Origin of the sequence: Gardnerella lacydonensis, from assembly GCF_048545055.1 — a bacterium.
GTDB lineage: Bacteria > Actinomycetota > Actinomycetes > Actinomycetales > Bifidobacteriaceae > Bifidobacterium > Bifidobacterium vaginale_C.
Window position 1 is genome coordinate 75,545 of the sequence record NZ_JBKQXT010000005.1, and the last position, 13,057, is coordinate 88,601.

The 13,057-nt window shown below is 45.0% G+C and carries 8 protein-coding genes; 2 read left to right on the forward strand and 6 right to left on the reverse strand.

Annotated elements, in window-relative coordinates; genetic code table 11:
• Positions 1–170 precede the first annotated feature (170 nt).
• Together uriH and uriT are read left to right on the forward strand one after the other, a co-directional pair.
• Positions 171–1,109 carry a uridine-preferring nucleoside hydrolase UriH gene (gene uriH, locus ACJV45_RS05990; RefSeq protein WP_004113476.1) on the forward strand — a complete coding sequence of 313 codons (939 nt, stop codon included), beginning with the start codon at positions 171–173 and terminating at the stop codon, positions 1,107–1,109.
• 28 nt (positions 1,110–1,137) lie between these two features.
• Entirely contained in the window at positions 1,138–2,559 is a 1,422-nt protein-coding gene (gene uriT, locus ACJV45_RS05995; RefSeq protein WP_004113477.1) for a uridine transporter UriT, read from the forward strand.
• 452 nt (positions 2,560–3,011) lie between these two features.
• On the opposite strand, the gene ACJV45_RS06000 is transcribed toward uriT, so the two are convergent.
• The 6 genes from ACJV45_RS06000 to mvk all read right to left on the reverse strand — a co-directional run bounded on the left by ACJV45_RS06000 (position 3,012) and on the right by mvk (position 12,670).
• Positions 3,012–4,160 carry a PfkB family carbohydrate kinase gene (locus ACJV45_RS06000; RefSeq protein WP_101886566.1) on the reverse strand — a complete coding sequence of 383 codons (1,149 nt, stop codon included), beginning with the start codon at positions 4,158–4,160 and terminating at the stop codon, positions 3,012–3,014.
• 251 nt (positions 4,161–4,411) lie between these two features.
• Positions 4,412–6,799 carry an ATP-dependent DNA helicase RecG gene (locus ACJV45_RS06005; protein ID WP_419397883.1) on the reverse strand — a complete coding sequence of 796 codons (2,388 nt, stop codon included), beginning with the start codon at positions 6,797–6,799 and terminating at the stop codon, positions 4,412–4,414.
• A 604-nt stretch (positions 6,800–7,403) separates the two neighbouring features.
• Positions 7,404–7,598 carry a 50S ribosomal protein L28 gene (rpmB, locus tag ACJV45_RS06010; RefSeq protein ID WP_004105392.1) on the reverse strand — a complete coding sequence of 65 codons (195 nt, stop codon included), beginning with the start codon at positions 7,596–7,598 and terminating at the stop codon, positions 7,404–7,406.
• A gap of 144 nt (positions 7,599–7,742) precedes the next feature.
• The gene (fni, locus tag ACJV45_RS06015) at positions 7,743–10,310 is read right to left on the reverse strand and encodes a type 2 isopentenyl-diphosphate Delta-isomerase (RefSeq protein WP_419397884.1); all 2,568 of its coding nucleotides are present in this window, start codon (positions 10,308–10,310) and stop codon (positions 7,743–7,745) included.
• Entirely contained in the window at positions 10,307–11,446 is a 1,140-nt protein-coding gene (gene mvaD, locus ACJV45_RS06020) for a diphosphomevalonate decarboxylase (protein ID WP_419397885.1), read from the reverse strand. Before mvaD ends, fni begins: the two co-directional genes overlap by 4 nt.
• Positions 11,447–11,512: 66 nt before the next feature.
• Positions 11,513–12,670, reverse strand: a complete 1,158-nt coding sequence (gene mvk, locus ACJV45_RS06025) for a mevalonate kinase (RefSeq protein ID WP_410312707.1) — start codon at positions 12,668–12,670, stop codon at positions 11,513–11,515.
• Between the last annotated feature and the right edge of the window lie 387 nt (positions 12,671–13,057).

Consider the following 13,057-nt stretch of genomic DNA (forward strand, 5'->3'; position numbering starts at 1 on the left):
ATACTTGGAACGGTCATTTGTTTATTTATATAAACAAATGTTGCTTAGCACAGGTTTCTGACGATTTATCCCAGACTACGCTAAACAATGAAGTTTGCTAAAAAGCCTAAGCATAAAATATATAAATCCCAACTACAACTGACATATAATTAAACAACTAAGGAGCTAAAATGACCACAATCATTCTAGATTGCGATCCGGGTCATGACGACGCTATGGCTATTCTGCTAGCGCTTGGCAATCCAAACATTGATTTGCTTGGTGTAACAACAGTCGGCGGAAATCAAAGCCTAGAAAAGGTGACTTACAATGCGCGAGCAACGCTAGAAATGGCACATGCTACAAATATCCCTGTGCACGCAGGCTGCGACCGCCCAATGATTCGTCCTCTAGAAGTTGCTGCTGCTGTTCACGGAGAAACTGGCCTGGATGGAGTGACTTTGCCAGAGCCGACTCGTCCTTTAGATGAGGGACACGCAGTAAACTGGATTATTGACACAATAATGAGTCATGAGCCAGGCACGATCACACTTGTACCAACTGGACCTCTTACAAACATCGCTATGGCAGTTCGCTTAGAGCCACGAATCGTTAGCCGAGTTAAGGAAGTCGTTCTCATGGGCGGCGGCTATCACGTTGGCAATTGGAGCGCAGTTGCAGAGTTTAACATTAAGGTAGATCCTGAAGCCGCTCACGTTGTGTTTAATGAAGATTGGCCTATTACAATGGTTGGTCTTGATTTAACTCATCAGGCACTTTGCACTCCAGAAGTACAAGCTAGGATTGACGCTATCGGTACGCCTCTTTCTGCTTTTGCAAGCGGATTGATGGACTTCTTCCGTAAGGCATACAAGAACAACCAGGATTTTATCGACCCACCAGTTCACGATCCTTGCACGGTTGCATATTTGATAGATCACAGCGTTGTACAAACTCGCAGATGCCCTGTAGACGTTGAGATTAAGGGAGATTTGACGCTTGGCATGACGGTAGCAGATTTGCGTGGACCAGAGCCATCGGCTGACAAGTGCCATACTCAAGTAGCAACTAAACTCGACTTTAACAAGTTCTGGGATTTGATTATTGACGCTTTAAAAGAATTGAAATAATTGAGGTAATTGAAAATAGAGGTTAATCATGACTGAGGTTTCATCTAAAAAACCATCTATGCTGGATAAGGGTGGACGATCAATCGTAGCGCTTATGGTAGCGCTGCTTGTGGCGATTTTCGCATTCCAGCTTAACGCATCTATGCTTTCTCCAGCTCTAGCAACAATGACTCGAGAGCTTAAAACAACGGATTCTCAAATCGCCTTAACGCAAACAGTATTCTTTACTGCAGCAGCATTATTCTCGCTGTTCTTGCCGCGTTTAGCTGATCTTGTTGGACGAAAAAAGGTTCTTACTGGGATTTTAATCTCCACTATTTTGGGTTGTGCAGTGAGTGCTATTGCGCCAAACGTAACAGTTCTTATGATTGGACGAATCCTTCAAGGAGCAAGCGGACCTGTTGTGCCAATGTGCTTGATTATGCTTCGCGTGCGCGTTAGCGAAGAAAAACGCTACGCAAAGCTAATGGCAATTCTAACTTCTGTGAACGGCGGTATTGCAGGCGTTGATGCGCTTCTTGGCGGCTGGCTTGCAGGAAACTTTGGCTTTAGATCCGTATTCTGGACTATGGCAGCCATTGGTATAATCGCTGTTCTTTTGGTTGCTTTCTATGCTGAAGAATCCCATGCTCAAGATACTCCAAAGATGGATTGGGTTGGAGTTGTAACCCTTGGCATAGCATTCCTAGCAGCATATCTTGCTATCAACGAGATTGGTAAACTTGCTGGCGCGAATTTGAGTCTTGTAGCAGGTCTTGTGGTTCTTGCAGCAGTATTCTTTGTAGTGTTCTGGAACGTAGAGGGCAAAAACTCTGCTCCTCTTGTTTCTACAAAATATATGAGTCAACGCCGCACTTGGGGCTTGCTTTCTTGCACACTTCTTACTATGACTGGCGTATTTGCAATTATGAACGGCGTTGTTCCACAGCTAGCTCAAGATGCTAAGGCTGGCGCTGGAATGGGTGCGGACATCGTAAGCTTCGCAACTCTTACCCCTTACGCAATCATCGGCTTCGTGTTTGGACCTGTTGCGGGTATGCTTGCTGCAAAGTTCGGGTATCGTCTGGTGCTGCGTGCTGGAATTCTTGTGAGCGTTCTTGGCGTGGTATTTGGAATCTATGTTGCAGCCTCGCCTTCTGTTTGGGCGCTTGTAGTGCTTTCTTTGTGGCTTGGTATCAGCTATGCTGGCGTTGCAAACATTATGCTTAACGGTCTTGGAATTGTGCTTTCGCCAAAGGATAATCCTGGATATTTGCCTGGAATGAATGCTGGCGCGTTTAATCTTGGTGCAGGCTTGAGCTTTGCGATTCTTTACGCTGTTATGACTAATTTTGTACAATCTGCTGGAGCATCAGCTGGATATATTGCTTCGATGGTTGCTGGAATCGTGCTACTTGCTTTGGCGTTTGCATGCTCGTTCTTGATTCCTAAGCCAGAAGATTGCGAGTGATTCACTAATCTAATTCATTCGTTTTCATTCTTTTAATAATTGCCTGAGAATGTTGCAGAAATCATATTTTGCACGCCATTCTCAGGCTAATTTTTTGCGCAACAACAAGCAAGGTAGAGATTCGAGATTTTTCGCAGCGGATAAAGCGAACCTCAGCATGAAATGGTGATTCGCTGAAGTAGCAAGAAAAATCGAGAATCTCAGTGATGAAAGATACGCAATTGTTCAAGCACGTAAGAGGGCTGGGTGATTCTTGGTCGAACAATATAAGAGCGTCAGCCGATACCAAATAATCCAAATGATCAACCACTACAAATAAACTTCAACCAAAAAACAAAATCAAAACCAAATCGGAACAACCGCAACAACAACCAACACGCAAGAGGCAGAGCGTTGTGAGACAAGAATCACCCAGCCCTCACACAACACCAAACAAGGTAGAGATTCGGCACTCACACGCGCTCGTGAATGTTTTCCATTCTCTCCATTACAAGCTCTGGAGTCATCGACTCGTGCACAGCTTCCACCGACTCCGTGTTAAGAGCTGCGGCGGCTACAGCGAATCGCCCTGTCTTTGTGTTGTCAAAATGATTATATCTGGCGTAGATCAATGCCGCTGTAGCAGCATCGCTCGAACCATTGTCGTTGCCAACCGCGCGCACGCCTTCTCCACCGTTTCCGCGCGCAACAATCATTCTTTGTACACGTTTTAGCGGTACGGGATAGAACGCTACTCCCTCGTCCGCTACGCCATACGCTACTCCCTCGCGCCCCGAGTTAACAAACACATGCCCAACTCCGCGTTTTAGCAATACCTTAGCGCATCTTACTGCAGATTTTTCGTCTACCGCACAAATGCCTGTTAACGCCTGCGATTCGGCTGTGTCTAATATGAGTGTGTCTATGCAGTGTAGTCTGGAAAGTATTCGTGGAGCTTTTGCGTCGGTTATTGCGCGCACCATTATTGGTCTGTGATAGTTGTCGCACACCCATTCAAAGGATTTTTGTGAAATGTTGGTGTCTAGTGCAACTATGTCTGCGTTTTCTATTATCGATATTCTTTCGCGCAAGAAGTCTGGTGTCATGTAATCGTAGATGCTCATATCGTCTAGTGCTAAAAGCCTTTGCCCCGATGCGTCTCCTACATACATGTATGATGCTGTCATTGCGTCTGGTAGCTGCTTTGAGTATCCTATTTCTAATCCGTTTACAGACGCGTCGACTTTGAATAATTCTCCGTTGTGGTCGCCGCCGTACACGGATACTAGGCTTACTCGTGTGTTCATTCTTTCTAGTGCCACAGCTATGTTTCGTCCGACTCCGCCTAGCGCGTATCGTACTTTTGCAGCGTTTGAAGTGTAGTCCATTAGGTCTCCGCACGCGATTCCCAGAACGTCCATACTTATTCCGCCTATTACTGTTACGTAGCTAGGTGGTGTGACTATATATCCTTTTCCTCTAAGGTATCCTTTGCGAATAAGATTGGAAATGTGTGCAGCTACGCCTGATCTTGTTATTCCTGCTAGGTCTGCAAGTTCTTGCTGACTAATCATAGGGTTCTGTTGAATCCACGATAGAATTTGTTGTTCGCGCTCAGTCATCTTTGCCTCATCTCTCGCGATTTTACCTTTCTATATATCTAGGATATTCAAAAATTGTTTTTTTCGCACGTTTATTGTGAAAATATATATTATTTTTTTATTATATTTTTTATTTGGCGTTTATTTTTTTATTTGGCGCCTGTGTGCTTAATCGTTATCAGCCGCTTTTAATAGTGCCTTAGCCTATTAAAAGCGATTTTTGTACAAAACTACTTGGGCAATTTGTGTTTCATGAATCTGATTTCATTAATCTAATTGCTTAGTATTGCTGTGCTGCTACCTTGTGTAAAGTCTAAAACTGCTCCGGCGGTTTGTGGATGTTCTAGTAGGGTCGGGTCGTGTTCTAGTAGCGTGTTTGCGTCCTCTCTTGCTTCTGCAATGATTTTTGCGTCTTTTACTACTCTTAATAGTTTTAGACTGGATTTTCCACCTGACTGACTGTCTCCTAGAACGTCTCCAACGTTTCTTAATTCTAGGTCTTTTTGGGCTATTATGGCGCCGTCTAACGAGTTTTCTACTACTTGTAAACGTTCAGCTGCTAACTGGTTGTTTGGTGCGTTTGACACTAGGAAAGCCCAGGATTGTGTGCCTGAACGTCCCACTCGTCCTCTGAGCTGGTGTAGTTGTGCTAGTCCGAAACGGTCTGCGTCGAAAATCACTATACAACTGGCTTTTGCTACGTCTACTCCGACTTCTATAACCGTTGTGGAAACTAGGATTTGTACTTGTCCACTGTCGAATTTGTGCATTATTTCGCATTTTTCTTCGTCGCTTGTACGACCTGTTAGTTGTGCGAATTCTACGCCTTTGAATTGTGGTAGGTTTTGTAAGCGTTTTGATATTTGTAAAACTGTGTGGACTTCTCGCTGAGCAATTTGTGTATTTTGTGAATTTAGAGTGTATGAGTCTTGGTTTTCTTGGCAGATCGCATCAGCATTATTGTAAGTATTGTAAGTATTATCGTTGTTTTCTTCACTGTCTTCACTGTCTATTCGAGCACATACAATATATGCTCGCTCTCCTGCATCGATTCTAGAGCGAATGTGGTAGAACATGGATGCCATCTTGTGCGAGTCTTCTTCGTTTATTACAAAAGTGCGGATTGGTTTGCGTCCGCCTGGAAGCTCTGTTAAATAGGATGCGTCTAGGTCTCCAAACCATGTCATTGCTGCGGATCGCGGTATTGGTGTGGCTGTCATGACTAACAAGTGTGGAACCGCGTTTCCGCTTATCTTGCGTAATAGTGTGTCTCGTTGTTCTACGCCAAATCTGTGCTGTTCGTCGATTATCACCAGCGCTAGGTTTGTTGGTTTAAAGCTTGCGGAGAAAGCTGCGTGTGTTGCCACAATAATCGCTGGCTCTCCACTTGCTACTTTTGCTAGTGCACTTCGTCTGCTGGCTAGCTTCATTCCGCCTGTTATGAGCGTTATTTCAACGTTTATCCCTGCACGCTCAATCATCTGTTGTAGGTTTGTGGCGTGCTGTGATGCTAATACTTGTGTTGGGGCTATTAGTACCGCTTGGTGTCCTGATCCTACGGCTTGTAGCATTGCGCTCATTGCTACTATTGTTTTTCCAGAGCCGACTTCTCCTTGCAAAAGACGACGCATTGGTTTTAATAACAATTCGCTGGTTGCTTGCGATTCGCCTTGCATATCTGCTGTTATTTCGTTAATAACGTTTTTTTGTCCTTCTGTTAGCTCGAATGGTAGGCTTTCTTCAAAGTGTTTTCTTAGCTCGCTGTTTTCGCACGTGTATGCCTTATTTTCCCCTGATTTTTTGCGTGATTGCAAAACTGCTATTTGTGATATGAATGCTTCTTCGTAGCGCATTGTGTGTATTGCGTTTTCAAAGTCGTTTTTGTTTTGTGGATTGTGGATTGATTCGAATGCTGCTGCGCGGTGCATTAGGTTTCTACTGTTTGTGACGAATTGTGGCAGAACGTCTGGCAAAACATCTGAAAGAACATTTGTATCGGGAATATTAGGATCGCCAGAATCGCAAGTCTTAAAAAGTCGTAATAATCCTAAAATCGTCTCGTGAATATGTTCACTAGAAATACGCGAATTTGCGTGATAAATCGGCTGCGGAGCGCATAACTTTTCAAACGCTTCTTCAACACTTTGCGCAGCAAAATCGCCAGAAGATGTTCCAACAGACGCGCTAGATTTCTCATCGTTGCTCGACTCGCCATCATTGCTCACCGCCGCCAAAACGCTTATAACTTGCGGATGCGTAAATTGCAAAACGCCATTAAACGCGCCGCTCGTGCCGCCCACAACAACGGTTTGACCAACGCTCAAGCGGCTGCTAACCCATTGAGCGTATTGCTTGCTTTTTGAAAAATAGACGATTTGAGCGCGCGACGCATCTTGCGCAACGTTTACATCTAGGCGATACCCTCTTCGCGCATTCATTTGCACTAAGTTTATGGACTGTATAATCGCACAAAACGCCACTTCTTGCCCTGGAATAATCTGGCTTAAATGCGTGGATTTTAGCGGATTTGTGACTCTAAATGGGTAGTATGTTAGCGCGTCTTTTACTGTGATTACGCCTAGTGATTTTAGGGCAGACGCGCGTCTCTTATTGCTTACGATTGATGATATTGCTGTGTTTAGTGTTATGCGTGCTGCCATACTTCGATTATAATCGTTGCGCTACGATTTAAGCGCGAAGGCAGGTCGTCGTTCGCGCGGTCTAAGCGCGCGAACGTCTTCGCTTGCGTTGAAAGCACACTGTGCTTTCAACCTTAAGCAAGCTCAGCGCTCCGAATTTCCTTTTCGCGCTACGCTCTAAGCGAAAAGGCAGGTCGGAGCGCAAGTTAGGTAGAGATTCGAGATTTTTCGCAGCGAATGAAGCGAACCTCAGCATGAAATGGTGATTCGCTGAAGCAGCAAGAAAAATCGAGAATCTCGGTGATTAAGATATACGCAATTGTTCAGACTTGTAAGAGGGCTGGGTGATTCTTGGTCGAACAGTATAAGAGCGGCAGCCGATACCAAATAATACAAATGAGCCACCACTACAAACAAACATCAACCAAAAAACAAAATCAAAGCCAAAACGGAACAACCGCAACACCAGACTACACGTAATAGGCGGAGCGTTGTGAGACAAGAAACACCCAGCCCTCATACAACATCAAACAGAGAATGTCGTTCGCGCGCTACGATTTAAGCGAAAAATAGGGAAACAAAAAAGCCCCGAGCACTGCTCAGGGCCTTACATCTAACACGCGATTCACGCCTCAACGCGCTGAACCTTGCCTGCCTTAATGCATTTTACGCACACACGAAGGCGAACATTTTCGCCATCAATGGTGGTGCGAACCGGCTGAAGGTTCGGGCGGAAGGTGCGCTTATTGCGAATGTGCGAATGTGAAACGCTGAAACCGGTTTGCGGTCCCTTGCCACATACTGCGCAACGAGCTGCCATAATTGGACTCCTATTTTCTTTGACTTGCAAGTCTTGCGTCGCTCACCCACGCAAACCGCCCACGCGACTAACCGACGCTAAATCGCATAAACAAATAAGCATGCTTGAACGCACAACTACACAAGTATATCACTACGCCCGACATTAAAGCGCACAGGGCTTATCATCAATCAAAATCCGCGAATTTTCGCGCAAATCCTCAATATTCTTGCATCCAAGCAACGCCATAATCACACGAATCTGCGCCTTCCAAGACTCAATTTGCTCAACAAGCGCATCTTCTCCTTCGTTAATAAGCGTGTGCAAAAATTCGCCAGCAACTCCAGCAGCGCTTGCACCAAGCCGCAATGAGCGCACAACATCAAGCGGCGTACGCACTCCTCCGCTTGCAAACACTTGCATTCGCGCACTATCGCAAGAATCCGCGCAATCGCGCGGCTCGCACAAAATCTCATCGCATTGCGCTATGTCTAGCAACGATTCGACAGTTGTAAGCCCCCAGGAATCGAGGAACTCGTAGCCGCTTTTACGCCCACGCCTTGCGTTTTCAATCGCAACAAAATTCGTGCCTCCGCGTCCGCCAACGTCCACCGAACGCACGCCCACATTTTTCAACCGCAGCACATCACGAGCGCTCATTCCGCACCCAGTTTCTTTAACAACAACTGGCACTTTCATTGAATCAAGCTCGCGCGCAATGGCCTCAATATTGTTAAGCCACGCACTAAAATCGCGGTCTCCTTCGCTCATCACAAGCTCTTGTGCCGCGTTTAGGTGGATTTGCAACGCGTTTGCTTGCAAAATTTCTACAGCTTTAATTGCCTGCTCAGCGCTTGCTCCTGCGCTTACATTCGCCATTACAAATCCGCGCGGATTAAAGCGACGAATCACACTGAATGTTTCTGCAAGCTGCGGATTTTTAAGCGCTGCGCTTAGCGAGCCAGAAGCCATTGCTAAGCCAGTTTTTGCAGCTACTCTTGCTAGCGACTCGTTTATATTTTCGCCTTTTTTGCTTCCGCCCGTCATTGCGTTAATGTACAGCGGAGTATCCCATTTTGTGGTTTCGTCAAACACTCTTACGCTTGCATCCACATCGCTTAATGCCAATTGAGGCAGCGCGTTTGGAATAAATCGCACGTGTTCAAAACCAGATTCCGCGTGCGATTTGTATTGTTCGCACGCAAGTTTTATGTGATCGTCTTTGCGTTGCTCAATAAGCGAGAGTTCGCTACTTTCACGATTCCCATAGCTTTCGCGATTTTTCCACGCGCGCTTAAATTTTCTAACAATTTCTTCGCTTGCGCCATCTAAAGCTATGTTTTCCGCGGTTTTTCCAGTTCCTTCTATCTTTGCGATTTTAAGGTTTAGCGGCTTAATTTCAGAGTCTTTCCACTCTTCTTTTACGTATTTTATTTGCTCTTCGCTGTACATGCTTGCAATCGCGATTCCGCAATCTCCTCCACCTGCGCCGCTTGTTTTTGCTGGCAATCCGGCATTATCCGCAACTTCTATTAGCCGCGTGAGTTTTGGCGTTTCGATTAGCGTTCCCGTGATTTCGCCAAGATCTTTTAAAAGCTCACGATTTTGCGCGAATCCGCTTAACAATGCGTCTATGTTCCCATTTTCTAGCGCATTCGCGATTTTTTGCACGCATTTTTCGCTTTGCACACAAAAATCTTCGTATGTTTTAGCAGGATTGTGCGCGGTTAAATCGCCAGATTCCACTCCAGCTTTTACGCTTCCAACAAGCTCCGCGCTGCTTGCGGGACTCCCCGTCCACCCAACTAAGAGTCGCAAGCCTGCGCCTACTTTTAATCGTTTTACTTCAAATCGCGGCCATTTTTTTCTAAGCAGATTGTGTAGGCTTGAGTCGCCGCTTTCAATCATTTCTATTTCTGCTTCAAGCCATTCGCGATTGTACGCTCGGTACATTACCCATCCGCCGTATGTACTTGCTGCCACGTCTCCGCCGCTTCCCGACTTTTTTACTAGCGACGATGCAATTATGGCTAGTTTGCACAGTTCTGGCGTTGTGAGCGTTAATCCGTACCATTTGCACAGCGCTCGCACAGCCGCCACCGTTACGGCTGCAGATGATCCAAGCCCGTATTTTTTGCCTGTTTTTTTATCGTCTAAATCACTTTCTATTCGTAGATTGTATAGGTTTATGGCTGGGTTTCCTTCATCTAGTAGAACGTTTTTTACTTCTTTTGTTTCGCGCGCAAAATCGTCTACTACTTGCATTGCGGAAAATACGTATGAATAGATTTTTTTTAGTTTTTTTATTTGAGAATCTTGGTTTTGCTCATCGCTGGTTGCTGGCGACTTTTCCGCTGGCAAGTCGCAAGCATCCGTTGAGTCTTTTGCGCTCATATTTATATCTTCTGCATCTTTTTCGTCTAAAATAAATTCCCTGCCGAAAATTCCATGCTTCCAATAAAGAGGCTTATAGTTTTTAGACTCACTCGTGATTTTTCCGTAAAATGTTGGTAAATCTAGTTTTTTAAGATTAGTTTTTTCGGATTCGTTTTTATTAAAGTCGCAGCTGTTATACGTTTTTCCATGACTATCACGTATTAGTAGGTTGTCATCGTCAACCGTAACTTTTACATAACGATTCACAGCTGCTACGATTGCAGCGCATCCATCTACAACAGCGTATTCGCCTGCTATGTAAAGTTTTCCAGGCGCTAAAGCTTGCTCATTAGTCATGATTCTCTCCGTATGCTAACGCCACTTCCTGGGCGTGCAATAACAAACTGCGGATTGGATTGCGCAAAGCTGCTAAATGACGGCGATTCCTGCGACTTGCGCAAACGCTTAATCTCACTCAACACGCGCAAACTCAACTCGTTTTTAACTCGCAAAACTTGCTCCGCGCTAGTTAAAACTTTAACATTCGGACCAGCATCCATTGTAGCCCAAACTGGAAATCCGCTTTCATCGCGCATTTTTCGCACAACGTTAAGCACAACATGCGTTTCATCTGTTAAATAGTTTACGCTTTCGGCAGCCGCGCGCATTGCGTCGTGCATTCCTAAAGCGTTTCTCTCCGACACTTCTCCCAATGCTTGAATATCACATTTTTTGATAGCTGATAACGCCGTATTTAGGTCTTTTTTGCAGTTTTTGATCCAGTCTGCGTAGATTGGTGATGTTTCTACTGTGCGTCGCATTGCTTCACGGCTTGAAATCTTCTTTTTACTAGAGTTTAAAATAACAGCTACCATTGCAAGTTGAAGCTCTTCTGGTGTTTCGATTGGCTCTGCGTAAGACGTTTCGTCGCTTGTGCCAGCGTTCCATAATACTAATCCGCCGTAAATCGACCTGCATGCTGATCCAGATCCTTTGCGAGCTAGAATCGATAAGTTGCGTGGGCTTAGGTTTAATCCTGCGGCGTATGATGCTGCAGACGCAAGTGCCGCAAAACCAGATGCGCTAGAAGCTAATCCTGCGGCTGTTGGAACTGTGTTTACGCTTACGACTTGTGCTTTGCTCTTAATTCCAGCCATTTTTCGCACAATATCTAGCATTTTTACTATTCGTGCACGCTCTGAACTTTGGAGTAAATCGCCTGTAAAGTTTACTCCGTTTAAGCAAATCGAGTCTGCCTCTAGGCAATCATCAAATCGTACTTTTGTTGTTGTGGAAAATCCGTCTAAAGTCAGAGATAATGAGGAAGCATATGGCAGAATCAGAGTTTCATCTCGTTTCCCCCAATATTTGATTAGCGCAATATTTGCGTTTGCTGTAGCTGTAAAAGCGGCTCCGTGATTACTGTTATTAAACGCATCAATATCATCAAGCACATTAAACGCTATTTTTGGCTCAATTTCAACGTTTTCCACGCGTATCCTTTCTTAAGTCTTTAGTTTTTAAAGCGCTTTTAAAGCATACTAACGCATTTGTTTTGATTATTGCCCGATTTCTACAATCCACGTTCTAGCTGCTCCAGCGTTTTTAAGCGCTATGCTTACTTTAGACGCATCCTCCTGACTTTGCGCAATGGCTATAATGCATCCACCTCCGCCTCCGCCTGTAAGCTTTGCTCCTAGAGCACCATTTTCGCAAGCATTTTTAACTAGAGCGTCTAAAAATGGCGTACTTACACCTAATTCCGCAAGAATTTTGTGAGCACGAGTCATGCTCGATCCAATATTTTTTATATTGCCAAACTCTAAATCATTCTCTGCGTTAAGAGCGATTTGACCAAGCTCTTGCAAAAGTGCATTTACGATTTTCGGCTGGCTATCGCGTTTTTTGCGTAATGCTTCTACTGTTACTTTTGTTGTTCCTTTGAATCCCGAATCAGCTAGCACAATCCAAGCGCGTATTGTTGGGCTTATGCTCATTCGGCTAAATTTGCCATCCAAGAAGCGAACTGGCTGCTGCAGCATCGCACTGGTTGCTGTGGCGTCTAATCCAGATGCTTTCCCGTGCGCAACGCGTTCTGCGTCTTGCGTAATCTCGAATAGTTTTTCATCGCTGGCATTAATACTGTAGTAGTCGAGTATTGCGCGGATCACTGCTCCTGCTGCTGCCGCCGAAGACCCCAATCCTCGCTCTGGAGGAAAATCGCAAGCGGTTTCTATTTGCAATGCTTCGCCCTGCCAATTGGCAAAACGTAATGCCTCTTGTATTGCGGTTTTAATCGACGCGAATCGCGCAGGTGCGCTTCGTAAAAGACCATCAAATCCTAGTGCTTTAAGTGTTATGAGGTTTTGCATCTGGCAACTAAGGTCTTCTGCTGAATCGCATAATTCTGCTCTTTTGCCTTCGTTTGCTGTGGCGCTTGTGTCGTTGAGTGTTCGTGCACTTGTTACTGTTGCGTGCATCTTAAGATTTTGCAATGGAAGCGCTACTGCGCTGTAGCCATAAACAACCGAGTGTTCGCCAAAAAGAATCACTTTTGCGCAAGTTGTGCCTCTGCCAACGCGATTTTTTGCGCGCTCACTCACGAGCATACTATTGAACTCGTTATTGCACTCTTTATCACGCTCATTCTTGTGCGCATTCTTACTCTCGCACGGATTGGATGCGTGGCAATTCTCTAAAGTGTTGCACTCAGTCACTAATCCTCCTTTGCGACACATCTGGCTTACTTGTTGGCATTGCTCAATTATTGGCACTGCTCAATTACTTGCACTGCTTAATTGATGCGCGTTTAAGCTTATTTGCCCAACTTTTATAATCTAGTCGCTAAAGCGATTAAACACCACGATTTGCGCTATACGCACACAACACATTCACATTTCCTGCGTTTGTTCCCATATTTGGCGTTTCGATAAACAAACGCGGGAATATCACTTGCTCGTTATAGCTCATTATTCCTTACTTGGTATTGCGCGAAGTTTGAGTATTTCTCTCCTCGCAAGTGACGCGCACCTTTACGGATATCTTATGAACGTTAATGTTCTAATGTTTTAGGTTGGCGCTATTTATTGCTCGTAGAGAAATAC